The 15,721-nt window shown below is 36.0% G+C and carries 10 protein-coding genes; 6 read left to right on the top strand and 4 right to left on the bottom strand.

Annotation, left to right across the window (positions count from 1 at the left end):
* Position 1: 1 nt before the first annotated feature.
* The gene (locus AC106K_RS02105; protein WP_482443201.1) at positions 2-1,285 is read right to left on the bottom strand and encodes a helix-hairpin-helix domain-containing protein; all 1,284 of its coding nucleotides are present in this window, start codon (positions 1,283-1,285) and stop codon (positions 2-4) included.
* A gap of 228 nt (positions 1,286-1,513) precedes the next feature.
* Entirely contained in the window at positions 1,514-1,858 is a 345-nt protein-coding gene (locus AC106K_RS02100) for a MerR family transcriptional regulator (RefSeq protein ID WP_047095468.1), read from the bottom strand.
* A 179-nt stretch (positions 1,859-2,037) separates the two neighbouring features.
* Here AC106K_RS02100 and AC106K_RS02095 point away from each other — a divergent pair, with 179 nt between their 5' ends.
* The 3 genes from AC106K_RS02095 to AC106K_RS02085 all read left to right on the top strand — a co-directional run bounded on the left by AC106K_RS02095 (position 2,038) and on the right by AC106K_RS02085 (position 6,539).
* Positions 2,038-2,589, top strand: coding sequence for a hypothetical protein (locus AC106K_RS02095; RefSeq protein WP_482443200.1), 552 nt, complete (start codon positions 2,038-2,040; stop codon positions 2,587-2,589).
* A 259-nt stretch (positions 2,590-2,848) separates the two neighbouring features.
* Positions 2,849-5,521: a reprolysin-like metallopeptidase gene (locus AC106K_RS02090; RefSeq protein WP_482443199.1), complete on the top strand. Its 2,673-nt coding sequence runs from the start codon at positions 2,849-2,851 to the stop codon at positions 5,519-5,521.
* 136 nt (positions 5,522-5,657) lie between these two features.
* Positions 5,658-6,539: an AraC family transcriptional regulator gene (locus AC106K_RS02085; RefSeq protein WP_482443198.1), complete on the top strand. Its 882-nt coding sequence runs from the start codon at positions 5,658-5,660 to the stop codon at positions 6,537-6,539.
* A 26-nt stretch (positions 6,540-6,565) separates the two neighbouring features.
* Here the strand turns inward: AC106K_RS02085 and ccoG are convergent, their stop codons facing one another.
* Entirely contained in the window at positions 6,566-8,008 is a 1,443-nt protein-coding gene (ccoG, locus tag AC106K_RS02080; protein WP_482443197.1) for a cytochrome c oxidase accessory protein CcoG, read from the bottom strand.
* A gap of 258 nt (positions 8,009-8,266) precedes the next feature.
* On the opposite strand from ccoG, the gene AC106K_RS02075 reads away from it, so the two are divergent.
* Entirely contained in the window at positions 8,267-9,160 is an 894-nt protein-coding gene (locus AC106K_RS02075) for an SMP-30/gluconolactonase/LRE family protein (RefSeq protein ID WP_482443196.1), read from the top strand.
* Between the two features lie 73 nt (positions 9,161-9,233).
* Here the strand turns inward: AC106K_RS02075 and AC106K_RS02070 are convergent, their stop codons facing one another.
* Entirely contained in the window at positions 9,234-10,541 is a 1,308-nt protein-coding gene (locus AC106K_RS02070; RefSeq protein WP_482443195.1) for a DEAD/DEAH box helicase, read from the bottom strand.
* Positions 10,542-10,954: 413 nt separating this feature from the next.
* On the opposite strand from AC106K_RS02070, the gene AC106K_RS02065 reads away from it, so the two are divergent.
* Both AC106K_RS02065 and AC106K_RS02060 read left to right on the top strand, forming a co-directional pair.
* Positions 10,955-12,931 (top strand): DNA methyltransferase, encoded by a 1,977-nt coding sequence (locus tag AC106K_RS02065; protein WP_482443194.1) that lies wholly within the window; start codon positions 10,955-10,957, stop codon positions 12,929-12,931.
* 4 nt (positions 12,932-12,935) lie between these two features.
* On the top strand, positions 12,936-15,488 hold the full coding sequence (locus tag AC106K_RS02060) for a DEAD/DEAH box helicase family protein (protein ID WP_482443193.1): 2,553 nt from the start codon (positions 12,936-12,938) through the stop codon (positions 15,486-15,488).
* Positions 15,489-15,721 lie beyond the last annotated feature (233 nt).

The raw sequence follows: 15,721 nt of genomic DNA, 5'->3' as shown, positions 1-15,721 counted from the left end.
GTTACTTTAAATATAACCTCATCCTTTCCTCGTATTCAGGTTTTAATTTTAAAAATTTCCAGATTTTCCTGTCATCAGGATTGCTGATCCGGTAATAGATGATTTTATCTGCAGAATATTTGAAATAAGGATGATTTTTAAGCCAGTCTTCAGGAGCTTCGGCCAAAGTATATTTTGGAACACCCGAAGTATCCAGTTGTGCTATAGAAATTAGCTTCTGAACCATTTCCTTATCAATATTATACGTATCTAGAATCTGTTGTTTCGTGATAAAACCTCCGAGTTTTTTCCTGAAGCCAATGATAGAACCTGCACTTCTTTCATCAAGACCAAACTCAAGCAGTTGCCTGAAAGTAACCCCATTGAGGTCAATTTTTGAAAAATCAGTTTTTTCCTGTTGGGTTTCCTGTCTTTTTGTCGGCACAGAACTGAGCTTTATATAAGGTTTAAGCTCCTGAAATTTTTCAGGAGAAATCACAAAACATTTTTGCAGCTCTTCCAGGCTTTTAAAGCTTCCTTTTAAATTCCGGTCACGGTAATTGATAATTGTGCTGGCCTGTTTTTCAGAAAAGCCAAGTGCCTTCCAACCTTCAGCGTCCAATAGATTGGGATCAAAAGGGGAATAGCTGATCTTTTCCTTTAAAAATTTATTTCCATGGATGTTTTTAAAGGTTTCAGGAGTATGTGCAGGAAGAAGTAAATAAGGCTCAATCTTACTATAATTATCAGCGGAAATAATAAAACATTCTTTGAATTTTTCTTTGCTCACAAAGCTGCCACCCAGGAATTTTTTATACTTCATCATTGCTTCTGCCTGTCTTTCGCTGAATCCCATTTTTACCCAGTCATTGATAGAGTAATGATCCGGATTGAACTTTCCGGTAATTGAAATGCTTTTCCTGTCAGTATTTTTAAAAGACTTATAGGACGTGTTCTCACCCTTTTCGGGAAGTACAATAAAAGATTCCAGACTTTTAAACTTATCTTCAGAAATAGCATAGCACTTTTTCAGCTGCTCTTTTGAAACAAATTTTCCACCCACAATGCCTTTGTATTTAAGAATAGTAGAGGCTTGCTTTTCAGAAAAACCAAGTTTTTGCCATTGTTGGAGATCCAGAATGTTAGGGTCAAAATCCGATAGATCAGCAGAAGTAGAAGTTTCTGCAATGAATTTCACCTTCGGAAAAGATTCTTTGTTCCTGCCGGTATGGCTCTGATAAGCCAAAAGGATCGTCAGGAATATGACCATGAAGGCCAGTTTATGGTAATCATTTTTTTTCATCATGATGTAAACATATTGATAAAGCATAATATGTTGCAATGATGAATCGTGAAATGATTAAGTTTGGGATATAGATTCAGTAGATTTGTTTTAAAAATATACTTATATCACTGTAAGGTAGAATTATTTAAAGATAATAACAAGAAATACAGAGACCAATACCTGATTGGTTATGTTCTGGAAAGGATCTTATTCCACAGATTTTAATGCCTCGGGCTATAAGTGTTCAGATTATTCTGAATCTTTATCTCCTAAAGATTCCTTCAGTTTTAGAAGCTCTGCCTTTACAAATTCAAGACGGTCAATAATAGTGATGGTTTCTGAAATTTTACTGTTGGTCGTTAAAGCAACACGGGCTCCATCCAGGGTATATCCTTTTTCTTTGACCAGGTGGTAAATCATCTGAAGATTCTTAATATCTTCAGGAGTGAAATAACGGTTTCCTTTTCTGTTTTTTTTAGGCTTAATGATTGGGAATTCCTGTTCCCAATAGCGTATTAATGAAGTGTTTACATCAAATGCTTTAGCGACTTCTCCTATAGAATAGTACAGTTTATCAGGTAAGTTTATTTTCATTTTACGACTCCTAAACCTCAAAGATAAAATTTTTTAAAATTTGAACCAAATATATCTTTAAAACTGCTGTATGACTTTTATTTGAAAGGATGTTACAGGTCTGTTTAAAAAATATCCGGAAAATAGATAAAAGTGTATTTTTTTTAATAACTTGGTGAATACCAAAACACTATAATGATATGAAATATTTCTTCTTAATTTTGGGACTGATCATTCCTTTTTCCGGATTTTCACAATGGACAAGAACGGAACTTGGGACTAAAAAAGTAAAAAAATCACAGGAAAAACTTGAATTTGCAGGGCTTTATTCCCTGGATGCAACGCAGCTTATACAGAGTTTGAAGAGTGCTCCACAGCGTTTTTCCGGCGAAAAAGGAATTGTTATTTCACTTCCCACTCCAGGGGGAAAGCTGGAACATTTTCAGGTTTGGGAAGCTTCAAATATGGCTCCTGAGCTGCAGGCTAAATTTCCGGAGATAAGATCTTATGTAGGATCTGGAATAGAAGATCCTACTGCCTATTTGAGATTCAGCATGTCTCCGGTGGGATTTTCTTCTATGATCACCCGTTCCGGAATCTCAGAATTTATTGAACCTTATACAGACGACAGAACAGTCTACGCCGTTTTTGACTCCAATGCAAGAAGAGGGCAGGATAAACAAGCTTTCGAAGGCCCTCAAATCAATGCTTCTGAAAAAATACCCCACAAGAGAAAAAGACGCTGTAAATAAAAAAGATCAGTTTAATAGATCCGTGAGTCGCACAATTCCGAAGAAAATTTAATAATTATAATGAATAGTTGTTAATATTTTTCTATATAAATCATTATTCCTTATAATGATTTATGGGTATGTTTGGTTTTTGTTTATATTTTAAATACTATGTTGTTTTATTGAATATATTTTATTTATTTGGTTTATTTATTTGGTTTTCAGTCGATTTTGTGGATTTATTTTATTATTTTGGTTAAACTAAAAAAATCACATTATTATGAAACACTATTTCTTTATTTTTTCATTGTTGATCCCGTTTTTGGGATTTTCGCAGTGGTCAAGAACTGAGGTCAGGTCTCAGAAAGTGAAAAAGTTACAGGAAAAACTAGAGTTTGCAGGGCTTTATACCTTGAATGCAGATCAGCTCAGACAAAGCTTAAAAAGTGCCCCGGCCCGTTTTTCCAATGAAAAAGGAGTGATCATTTCACTTCCGACAGTAAATGGAAGGCTAGAACAATTTCGTGTTTGGGAATTTTCAAATATGGCTCCCGAGCTTCAGGCTAAGTTTCCGGAGATAAGATCTTATGTGGGAACGGGAGTTGAGGACCCTACAGTATACCTTAGGTTCAGCGTTTCCCCGGTAGGGTTTTCTTCCATGATTACCCGTTCAGGAATTTCAGAATTTATAGAACCCTATACAGAAGACAGAACAGTTTATGCTGTTTTTGATTCCAATGCAAGAAGAGGGCAGGATAAAGAACCTTTTGAATGTGCTACTAAAGAAGAAGTAGAGAAAAGTATAGTGGATAAAAACACCAATACCGCTAATAAAAAGACGGCTGGGTTTAATATATTCAGAATGGCACTATCCTGTACCGGAGAGTATGCACAATATCATCTGACGGCTACCAATACTCCTGCGACAGCAACAGATGTTCAGAAAAAAGCAGTGATTCTGGCTGCAATGAATGCCAGTTTAACCAGAATGAATAGTGTTTTTGAAAAAGACCTGTCTCTGCATTTTAACCTGATTGCGAATAATGAAGTGGTTATATTTCTGGATCCGGCAACTGATCCTTATACTACATTCGGGACAAATTCTGCACAGGCTGCTATATCTTCCCGTGTTCCTGCTTCCGATTATGATATGGGACATTTATTAGATAAAAGAGATGCAAACGGAGTTGCAGGTCTGGGGGTAATATGTAATAATAATCAAAAAGCTCGTGGATATACTTCGTGTAATTTTCCCGAAGGAGATAGTTTTGATATAGATTATGTAGCTCATGAAATGGGGCATCAGTTGGGCGCAAATCATACATTTTCCTATTATCTGGATGGCTCGGGAACCTCAGAAGTAGAGCCTGGAAGCGGTTCTACAATCATGGCATATACCGGGATTCTTGGAGGGAACTATGATGTTCAGTTCAACTCAAATGATTACTATCATACTTTTAATGTCACAGAAATCAAAAATAAGATCAACAGTATTGTATGTGGAACCAATACTCCTTTTGCAAATCCTGCTCCCAACATCAATGCAGGTGCTGATTATACGATTCCAATATCTACACCGTATGTTTTAAAAGGAATCGTAAACGATGCAAACAGTACATCTTATACATATACATGGGAACAAATGGATGCGGCTGGTAATTCTGAAACCATGGCGAACTGTATCGCATATCCTACTAAACCTGCCGGACCGAATTTTAGGAGTGTAACACCTATCAGTAGCCCGATAAGATATTTGCCAGATTTTAATAAAGTGCTGGGAGGGGTATTGTCAACACGTTGGGAATCAGTATCCAGTGTGGCAAGAAACATGAATTTTACATTTACTGCAAGAAGCAATAACCCGATAGCCCCACAAACCAGTAAAGACGAAATGATGGTAACTGTAAATGCTGGAGCTGGGCCTTTTCAGGTAACAGCACCTACATTCGGACAGTCATTAAGCTCTGGAGGAACAGTAACAATAACATGGGATGTTGCCAATACCAATCAGGCTCCCATCAATACAACAAATGTTAATATTAAATTATCTACAGACGGAGGGCAGACATTCACTACCATTGCTGCCAATACCCCTAATGATGGTAATGAACAGATTGCAATTCCTGCAGGATCTACCTCAGCAAATGCTTTTATCATGATAGAGGCTGTCGGAAATATTTACTATGCAGTGAGTCCAAGTTTTGTAATCGACTATGCTGTAACGGGTGAAAATTGTAATACCTATGCTTACACTGGAGATCCTGTAGCGGTTAAAGACGGTCCCGGAGGGTCCGATATATCTTCTCCAAGAGTTAATATTCCGTTGATGGTTAATAATAATGGGACAATTACCAAAATCAAAGTGACTCCAACAGTTACACATCCCAATATAAGACACCTTTCTATTGGTATTGAAAGCCCGGTTGGATCTTCTGCTTTGATCTGGAACCGTAGTTGTAATAATAGCTCTGGAATAACAGCTACATTCAGTGATGCAGGAGCTGCTGTTGCTTGTGCTTCACCTGTTCAGGGAGAAACTAAATCATACGAATCGTTAGCGATCTTTAAAGGACACAAAGCCCAGGGAACATGGAAACTTTTTGCCTCAGATAATAATCCGGGAAGCGCAGGAAGTATTACAGGCTGGTCTCTTGAGGTATGTACTCAGGAAACACAGGCTTTAGGAATCAAAGAAACATCTTCTCCAATAGCAGATGATATTAGAATCTATCCCAATCCAAGTGACGGTAAGTTCTTTATTAAGTCCAGAAACATAAAAGGAGATGTGAAAGTGACTCTGCTTGATGCCAGCGGAAGATTGATTCATTCTTCCTCTTATAAGGCTGAAGGTGATCATACTAAAGAAATCAATGTAAACGCACCAAAAGGAGTGTATGTGATCAGTATCAATTCTTCAAAAGGAGTATACAATACTAAGTTGGTGATCAAATAAAAAACAGAAATTTATTTTCAAGATAGAAGGGTCGGTTTTATACCGATCCTTTTTTTGTCTAAATTTGTGAATCCTAAAGACAGAATGTCTTGTATTAATCCGGAATAATAATATTATTTTAGTCAAAATCCAGAGAATGAATCCAATTTCCGTTCTTCATATCGACCTTTTTCAGGCAGGTAAAAATACTTCGGATTTCTATTTTAATACGATGAAAGATCATTTGATAGTAGGTCATCGTCATATAGAGAAACCCCATAGGCATGATTTCTATGCTGCTGTTCTGTTTACAGGAGGAAACGGAGTACATGAGATCGATTTTCAGAAATATGATGTTTCAGAAGGAAGTCTGTTTTTCCTTTCGCCTGGTCAGATTCACAGCTGGGAACTTTCAGAAGATATAGAAGGGTATATTTTTTTCTGTTCGCAGGAGTTTTATGAAATGCATTATGTGAACCAGAAACTGAGAAATTTCCCTTTCTTCGGATCGGTTTCTTTTCCCAGAAAACTTCAGCTGGATACTGTTGAATTAGAGAAAAACATCAGCTTATTTCAGAAATTGGGAGAAGAGCATCAGGCTAAAAATATTATGAAAGAAGGCTTTATTCTTTCACTGATGTCTCAGATCTTCATCAATGCGACCCGATTGTTTTCAAAGGATTTTGATACATTGGCTTCTTCCGCAGGGCTTTCTTATTTCAAACATTATCAGGATTTTGAAAACCTGGTCGAACAACATTTTACCGAGCAGAAATCAATCACCTATTATGCTTCTTTACTGGGGATTTCATCAAAACACCTGAATAGAATAGTACAGACTGTGGTGCAGAAAACAGCCACAGACGTCATTACAGAAAGAGTAGTGCTGGAAGCCAAAAGGATGCTGATGTATCTGGATGAAAGCCTTGTTGAGATTGCTTTCAGATTAGGCTATGAAGAATATTCCTACTTTGTAAGAGTCTTCCGGAAAAATTCCGGAATGACCCCTACTCAGTTTATGAGGAAATATAAGGCTTAATGAGTTTAAGGTTCAAAGTTTATAGTTTACAATACCAGTTTAAACGGTCCTTCAAAAGTAGTTTCAAACGAATCTACCAGTTTTCCTTTTTCATCAAAAACTCCTATGACCATATTTTGTTTTGAAAGCTTAATGTCTTCCTCGGGAAAAGTGATATTGATATTTCCTTTCAGGATTTCATCGCCTTTCAGAATGATTTTTTCATTGCCGAAATAAGTAATTTCTGCATGCTCAGGGGTAATCACTTTAATGGTCAGGGTTTTCTTCTCGTTAGATTTATTCAGTAAAGTATAAATAAAAGTATTGGTGATCTTGCCGTTTTTGATGAAATAGGTAGAACCTGCAGGTTTGATGAATTTGGCCTCCATAGAGCCACGATCATACATGAGAAAACCAAGGAATCCAATTAACAGGGCTAAAATAACCGTTGTGGCTTTCATTCTCGGAGTAAATTTAAACTGCTCCTGATTTTCAATTTCAGCTTCCGTAGCATAACGGATAAGCCCCTTAGGCAGACCTACTTTATCCATTACCTCATCACAGGCATCAATACACGCTGTACAGTTCACACATTCCAATTGCTGTCCGTTTCTGATGTCAATTCCTGTAGGACAGACAACAACGCATTGATTACAATCGATACAGTCTCCTTTTCCGGATGCTTTTCGGTCTTCATTATTTCTCCATTTTGAGCGTCCTTCACCTCTTTTAAAATCGTAATATACGTTGATCGTCTGTTTATCAATTAGAACTCCCTGAAGTCTTCCGTAAGGGCAAACCAGTGTACATACCTGCTCACGAAGCCATGCGAAAACAAAATAAAAAGTCATCGTGAAAAAGATCATTGTGATAAACTTCAATGGATGTTCCGCCGGACCTTCAATCATAATCTGGAAGACCTGTTCGTAGCCTACAATATACATAAACATGAAAGTCGAAATAACCAGGGAAATCAAAATAAAAACAGACCATTTTGTAAGTCTTTTTCTGATTTTTTCGGAGTCCCATTCCTGTCTGTCGAGCTTCATTTGCTTATTTCTGTCACCTTCGATCCAGTATTCTATTTTACGGAATACCATTTCCATAAATAAAGTTTGCGGACAGAGCCATCCACAGAATATTCTTCCGAAAACTACTGTGAACAACATCACGAAGATTACTGAAGTAACCGCTCCCAGAGCAAGAATAAAAAAGTCCTGAAGATAAAATGGTTGTCCAATGATAAAGAATTTCCTGTCAATAACATTAAACAAGAAGAAAGGATTGTTGTTAATCTTTACAAAAGGTAATCCGAAGAATAAAGCTAATAAAGCATAACTGGTATAGTTTCTGTAATTGGTGTATTTTCCTTTGGGCTTTCGGGGGAAGATCCATTTTCTTTTCCCGGTCTCATCCATTGTTCCTACCGAATTTCTAAAATCTTCATTTTCAATTTCCAGCGATTTGATGTTGTTAGACTCTGCGCTCATTATCGTATGCTATAAAAGTATTTTGGTAATATTTGTTATCAGGAACAATTCCTGTTTTCCAAACTTATTTTCTATAGGTAAACGGTATTGATTCCTGTACTGCAAAGCTCTTGATTATATCGGTCTGCTCCTAATATGATCTACTTCAAAAATAGGACAATTGAGACATTTTGTGTTTTGAATAATAATATATCAAAATGAGAAAATATTTTTGAAACCGAAAAAGCATATCGTAAATTGCAGATTTAAAAATGGAGTATGAAGAATATCTGTAAAATAGGTTGGATTGGTTTGGTTTTCGCATTAGTAAACTGTCAATCAGTAAATACTAGTAAAATGTTTTATGAAGGAGTGAAACCGGAAATGCTTTCGGATAAATTTAGCTTTACCGAAGGTCCGTCAGCCGATAAAGAAGGAAATGTGTATTTTACGGATCAGCCTAATGACAAGATTTATTATTGGGACTGGAAAACCAATCAGATCATCGAGTTTTTAGATAAAACAGGAAGAGCAAACGGAACCCATTTTGATAAAGATGGTTTTCTGATTACTTGCTCAGATGATAAAGGAGAGATCTGGAAAATTTCAAAAGATAAAAAAGTAGAGATTCTCCTGAAAGATTTCGAAGGAAAAAGATTGAATGGCCCCAATGATGTCTGGAATGATACCTTTGGAGGCATGTATTTTACAGATCCTTTGTATGAAAGAGATTATTGGATAAACTTTAAACAGGAATTACCCCACAAAAGCCTTTATTACAGAAATAAAGAAGGGAAAATTGCGAAATTGGAAACCTTTACTCAGCCCAATGGAATTATAGGAAGCGAAAAATTGAGAAAACTCTATCTTTCCGATATTGATGCCGGAAGAACCTATGTGTATGACATTCTGGGAGAAGGGAAATTATCAGAGAAAAAACTCTTCTGTGAAATGGGGTCAGACGGAATGGCTCTGGATAAACATGGCAACCTTTACTTAACCGGGGATGGAGTGCATGTCTTCAACCGTGAGGGAAAGAAAATCTATCATATCTCTATTCCGGAAAAATGGACTTCCAATGTCACATTCGGGGGTAAAAACAATGATGTTTTATTCATTACGGCTTCAAAAGCAGTGTATACTTTTCCGATGAGAGTGAGAGGAATAAAATAATTTTTGCCACTCATGCACGAATGATTTATCCGTGCATGAGTGGCAATTTTAAAATATATCTGATAAAAGTATTTTAATAAGCTACTTCCATTTTCACTTTCTTACCTTTCAGCTTTTCATTCTGAAGTTTTCTCAAAAGAGCATTCACCTTATTTCTGGAAACCGCAACATAAGAAGTGGTGTCCTTTACCTCAATCACTCCCACATCTTCTTTTTGTAATTCTCCTTTTTTAAGCAAATACCCTACAATATCTACCTTGTTTACTTTATCTTTCTTTCCTGCGCTGATGTAGATCGTCTGGAAAGGTGTTTTTTGCGGAACTTTTGTGAAACCGGCAACACTTTCTTCAGGAGTATCATTTTTAATGAAAGGAAAGTTATCATCCTCATTCATGATCAGGTAGACAAAACCTTTGGCATTCATCCTCGCAGTACGCCCGTTTCTGTGGATGAACGCGTCTTCTTTTGGAGGAAGCTGATAATGAACGATAGATTCCACCTCAGGAATATCAAGTCCGCGGGCTGCCAGATCGGTTGTGATAAGAATCCTTGCAGAATCATTTCTGAATTTCAGTAAAGCACGCTCTCTTTCGTCCTGTTCCATTCCGCCATGGAAGGTCTCTCTGTCGATTCCCATTTGATTAAGAAGTTCTGAGATACGGTCCACAGCATCACGGTGATTACAGAAGATCAACGTTCTTTTATTCCCGATTTTACAAACCAGGTTGAAAAGAGTATCCAGTTTTTCTTCCGGAATCGTCATTACTTTTCTTAGCTGAAGATCAGGTTTTACATCGTTTTCTTTAAGGAAACTGATTATTTTTTCATCTTTTAATCCTGTAAACGCAGGAATTTCATCCATTGCGGTTGCAGAGGTTAAAACCCGTTGAGAAAGTCCTTTTAAAGAATTACAGATAAACTCCATATCATCATGGAAGCCTAACTCTAATGCTTTGTCAAATTCATCCAGAACTAAGGTCTTAATCGTTTTTGGATCGAAATTATTATTTCTAACGTGATAAGTAACTCTTCCTGGTGTTCCGATTAATACAGCCGGAGCTTCAATTAAATTATTAACTTCAATCTTTTTATCATGTCCACCATAGCAAACAGAAACCTTAAAATCAGTTCCCATTGATTTGAAAACCTGCTCAATCTGTAATGCCAGTTCTCTGGCAGGAACTAATATTAAAGCCTGAACTCCCTGAACATCCTTTTTAAGATTTCTAAGAATCGGAAATAGAAAAGCAAGCGTTTTCCCTGATCCGGTAGGAGAGAGCAGAACAATATCCGTATTGTTTTCAGACGCTTTATAAGTAGATTTCTGCATCTGATTCATGTCCTGAATCTGCAGTTTTTGATAGATTGATTGTAGTTCCATGGTGCAAAGGTAATGATTTTTGGAGTGTTTGAGAGTTTGAGAGTATTAGGGTGGGAGAGTTATAGCGTTTTAGAGTGGGGGAGTCTGGAGTGAAGGAATACTGAAAGTTTATATAAAGTCTTGCTGTTATTCTGAACGGAGCATAGTGTAGTGAAGAATCTCAACTTTCTATAAATGTTTTTTATACAATGAGATGCTTCGACTCCGCTCAGCATGACTGTTCTAATACTATGCTGTTGTACTGTATTGTTCAACTTATACATTCTCAGGTTGAGCGGAGTCGAAGCCTTATAGTAAAAGGATAACATATTTTCAGGAATAAATATCCATTTGCAGAAACTGTGATTTTGTACGATAACAATTGACAATTCACTTGCAAAGCAAAATTCACTATCGACATTTTAGCTCATTTTATGGTTTTCCATAATTTTAAAATACTGACCCTTACTAGATTTGATGCAATAAACTTAATAACCATGAAACTCTATCAAACACTTGAAAAACAGATTAAGAAAGAACCTAACTTTGTTTCTGATAACGGGGAGATTAAAAAATGGGTGGTCCTGAATAAAGCACAAAACTTTGATGAAGAACTGATCGGATTGCTATTGGAAGATTCCGATTTGAAAGAAAAATTTTTCATAAAAGTAAAAGACATCTGGGTATTCAAACAAAATCTTTTTATTCAGTTTCTGGAGCAGAAAAACTATCTGAACGACAGCTATACTCAATTCAAAAACAAAGTAGGCTTAACAATTGATGGCAAGCATTTGAAACAGCGCAATGAAGTAGCATTGGTGTGGCCGTTTAAAGACTGTATTCTGGAGGGTGGGCAAAGTCGTGAGGAAGATAAAAGAGAAGAAATTTTCTTTAATGAAGTGCTGGCACAGGATGAAATTACAGAACTGCTGGATCCAAAAGTACTAACCAATGCCAAACGATTTGATAAAGATGGAGAAAAACCACTCTGTCATTCTGACCGCAGGGAAGAATCTCTTTTCAATAGAAACGAAAACGGGACCATTACCGATAACCTGATTATCAAAGGAAATAATCTGCTAGCATTGCATTCTCTGAAAAAAGAATTTGCAGGAAAAGTGAAGCTAATTTATATAGATCCACCGTATAATACGGGAAACGATGGGTTTAAGTATAATGATAATTTTAATCATTCTACATGGTTAAGCTTTATGAAGAATAGACTGAGCGCTGCACGAGAATTATTAAGTAAGGATGGGCTTATTTTTGTTCAGTGTGATGATAATGAGCAAGCTTATTTAAAAGTATTAATGGACGAAATTTTTGTAAGAGAAAATTTTGTAAGCAATATTGTTTGGAAAGGTCGGGGTGGAAGGCAAGATAGCAAATTCATTGCACAAATTCATGAAACAATTATTTGCTTTTCAAAAAACATTTCTGAATTAGAGTTGTTTAAAACTACTGTTGAAGATACGTCTAATTATTCATTGAAAGACGAGAAAGGTAAATATAAAACTCAATTAATTAGAAAATGGGGAAGTAATAGTAGGAGAATTGATAGACCTAATCTGTACTATGGAGTTGAATTTAAAAATCAAGTTATTTTCCCAATTCTTCCGGATGGAACCGATGGTTGTTGGAGATGGAGTCAGGCTAAGCTTAAAAAATCAATTGAAGATAACAATGTAATATTAATTGAAAAGGAAGGAAGAAAAGAGTTGTACGAAAAAATATATGAAAAAGGCGGTACAAAGCAAGTTGTTTTTAATTCTTGGCTTGACGAATCATTTTCTGGACAAGGAGCAAAAACTCTTCAAGATATTTTTAGAACAAAAGTCTTTGATTATCCTAAACCTGAACAATTAATAGCTAAATTAGTTGAAATATCTACCTTGGAAAACGACATCATTCTCGATTATCATCTAGGAAGCGGTACTACAGCATCCACAGCTCATAAAATGAACCGTCAATATATCGGAATAGAGCAAATGGATTACATAGAAACGGTTGCTGTAGAACGTTTGAAAAAAGTAATTGGTGGAGAACAAGGCGGTATTTCCAAATCAGTCAATTGGCAAGGCGGCGGTTCTTTCGTTTACCTTGAACTCAAAAAATACAACCAAGCCTTTATCGAAAAAATAGAAGAAGCGAAAGATGAAAAAGCGCTTCTTCAGATTTGGGAAGAGATGAAAGCAAAATCCTTTCTTAATTATAATGTAGATATTCAGAAACAGGAACAATATATTGAAGATTTCAAAACATTAAGTCTGCAGGAACAAAAGCAACATCTTTGTGAATTGCTCGACAAAAATCAGCTCTATGTCAACCTTTCTTCTCTTAAGGATGAAAATTTTGAATGTACACCGGAAGAGCAAAAAGTAACCCAGGCATTTTATCAACTTAAAAACTAAGCAGATGGCATTTTTACACGAAATATTCAATAATCCGTTTGCCCGTAAGGCTTTGGCGAAAGTTGTTTTGCCTAATGGAATCACTGATAATCTGAAATTTGGAATTCGTCCTTATCAGGAAGAAGCATTCAGGCGCTATTTATATACAGAACGGGAAGATTTTGATGGTAAACCGAAGAAGCCTCTGCATCTCCTTTATAATATGGCAACAGGAAGTGGGAAAACAATGGTGATGGGAGGTTTGATGCTTCATCTGTATGAAAAAGGGCATCGTGATTTTTTGTTTTTTGTCAACAGTAATAATATCATTCAGAAAACAAAGGATAATTTTCTCAATCCTCAGACGTCAAAATATTTATTTAAGGATAAAGTTGTGATGAATGGTAAAGAAGTTTTTTTGAAACAGATCGATAATTTTGATGAATCCGATCATGAAAACATCAATATCAAATTTACAACGATCCAGCAACTTCATATTGATTTAAATAATACTAAGGAAAACAGTGTTACTTATGAAGATTTTCAGGATAAAAAGATTGTCCTGATTGCTGATGAAGCCCACCATCTGAACAGTGGAACTAAAAGCGGAAATCTGTTTGGAAGCTGGGAAGAAACTGTTCTGGAGATTTTGCATCAGAATTTTGAGAATATCCTTTTGGAGTTCACCGCTACTTTAGATTATGAGAGCAGAGAAATCACGGAGAAGTATAAGGATAAAGTTCTTTACAAGTATGATCTTGCCCAGTTCAGAACAGATAAATTTTCCAAAGAAATTAATCTTGTTCGGTCCATGTATGACGAACAGGAAAGAATTATCCAGGCTTTGATTCTGAATTTATATAGACAGGAATTGGCGACAGTTCATAACATTAATTTAAAACCTGTTATTCTGTTCAAAGCCAAGAAAACCATCAAAGAATCCGAGCAGAATAAAGAAAACTTTCACAGGTTAATTGATGGTTTCTCTGAAGCGTTGTTAGATAAGATCAGGAAGACATCTACCGTTCCTGTTGTTCAAAAGGCTTTTGATTTTTTTGAAGCTCGAAAAATTTCAAAAAGAGATATTGTAAAGCGGATACAGAATCATTTCAGGGAAGAAAATTGTCTGAGTGCCAATAATGATTCAGAAGCAGAGAAAAACCAGATATTACTCAATACATTAGAAGAAGAAAATAACCCGATCCGTGCTGTATTTGCCGTTCAGAAGCTTAATGAAGGTTGGGATGTTCTCAATTTATTTGATATTGTAAGACTATATGAAGATCGGGATGGGAAAGACGGAAAACCTGGAAAAACGACGCTTTCAGAAGCTCAGTTGATTGGCCGTGGAGCAAGGTATTATCCTTTTGCTGTGGAGGAGGGGATAGATAAATTTGTTCGGAAATATGATGCTGACATTTCCAATGATCTGAAAGTTTTAGAAGAATTGTATTATCATACCAAGGAAGACAGCCGTTATATTTCAGAGCTTAAAAGAGCATTGATAGACTCCGGAATATATGAAGACGAAGCTAACCTTGAAACCAAAGAGTTAAAACTGAAACCCGTTTTTAAAACCACCGATTTGTATAAAAAAGGAGTTGTATTTTCTAACAGCAAAATCCCCAAAAGCTTCACTCATATAAAGTCTTTTAAAGACCTTGGAATGAGTAAGCCTAAGTTCAGGCATCAGCTTTCTTCAGGAAATGGAAGAACATCCAATGTGTTTTCTGAATTGGAAAAACCTGTTCCTCTTGATGAAGGTATAAAACCTGAAGGAGTCAGAATTCCGGATATTCCGAAACATGTAGTAAGGTATGCCTTGAGTAGAAATCCGTTTTATTACTTTGATAACCTTTCACGTTATTTTCCCAACATAGCATCTATCTGGGATTTTATAGAGGATGAGAAGTATTTGGGTGGAATGGAAATCATATTCCATGGAACCCAAAACCGCCTTCAGGAAATTTCACATTTTGATTACCTTCAGGCACTGAGTGGATTGCTGCAAACTATAGAAGCAGATATTAAACATAATGCTCCGGATTATGAGGGCTCATCGTTTCAGGCGCAGCCTATTCGTCAGGTTTTCAGAGATAAAGAAATCAGAGTTAAAAAAGGAAGTACAAAAGCAGATGGGCAGGAACATGTAGTTTCAGAGGAATCCTGGTATGCTTATAATGCCAATTATGGGACTGATGAGGAAAAAAGATTTGTAGAATTGTTTTCCAGACGTTTCAGAGGATTAAACCAAAAATTTCAGGATATTTATCTGATTCGTAATGAAAGAGAAATTAAGATATTTGATAGATTAGGACGTGCTTTTGAGCCGGATTTTATCCTGTTTTGTAACCAAAAGAAAGATAAGCAGCTAAGTTATCAGGTTTTTATAGAACCTAAGGGAACGCATTTAATGGATTATGACAGATGGAAAGATGATTTTTTGAGAAAAATGGGTGATGAAAAAGAAACCATTACCATTCATACGGATCAATATTTAATTACTGCTGTACCATTTTATAACCATGAAACTGAAAAAGAGTTTGAAAGAGCTTTAGAAAAAACTCTTATGGGTTGATTGATATTCCTGCCTTCTCTGATCCTGAATTTCTTTGGTATTTTAATAATTGTTATTGAAAATCAAATATTTAATGCTTAAATACGTAAATGCAAAACTATTGCTTATCTCAAATAAAAACTGTATCTTTGCACCCACTTTTGTGGCGAAAAGGTTTGAAGAGTAAATTACTTAAAATTAATTACTTCCGTATTTTTTAATCCGCATTTATTCAAACCGTTAAAAAAGAAGGA

Source organism: Chryseobacterium sp. FR048, from assembly GCF_056844665.1.
The sequence above is the reverse complement of the archived record's forward strand: the minus strand, read 5'-3'. Positions and strand labels throughout refer to the sequence as shown.

What these genes read in the sequence shown, in the direction of transcription:
- AC106K_RS02105 (WP_482443201.1), bottom strand. Translation starts at nt 1,285, where the DNA reads ATGATGAAAAAAAATGATTACCATAAACTGGCCTTCATGGTCATATTC.
- AC106K_RS02065 (WP_482443194.1), top strand. Translation starts at nt 10,955, where the DNA reads ATGGTTTTCCATAATTTTAAAATACTGACCCTTACTAGATTTGATGCA.
- AC106K_RS02085 (WP_482443198.1), top strand. Translation starts at nt 5,658, where the DNA reads ATGAATCCAATTTCCGTTCTTCATATCGACCTTTTTCAGGCAGGTAAA.
- AC106K_RS02075 (WP_482443196.1), top strand. Translation starts at nt 8,267, where the DNA reads ATGAAGAATATCTGTAAAATAGGTTGGATTGGTTTGGTTTTCGCATTA.
- AC106K_RS02100 (WP_047095468.1), bottom strand. Translation starts at nt 1,858, where the DNA reads ATGAAAATAAACTTACCTGATAAACTGTACTATTCTATAGGAGAAGTC.
- AC106K_RS02060 (WP_482443193.1), top strand. Translation starts at nt 12,936, where the DNA reads ATGGCATTTTTACACGAAATATTCAATAATCCGTTTGCCCGTAAGGCT.
- AC106K_RS02070 (WP_482443195.1), bottom strand. Translation starts at nt 10,541, where the DNA reads ATGGAACTACAATCAATCTATCAAAAACTGCAGATTCAGGACATGAAT.
- AC106K_RS02090 (WP_482443199.1), top strand. Translation starts at nt 2,849, where the DNA reads ATGAAACACTATTTCTTTATTTTTTCATTGTTGATCCCGTTTTTGGGA.
- ccoG (WP_482443197.1), bottom strand. Translation starts at nt 8,008, where the DNA reads ATGAGCGCAGAGTCTAACAACATCAAATCGCTGGAAATTGAAAATGAA.
- AC106K_RS02095 (WP_482443200.1), top strand. Translation starts at nt 2,038, where the DNA reads ATGAAATATTTCTTCTTAATTTTGGGACTGATCATTCCTTTTTCCGGA.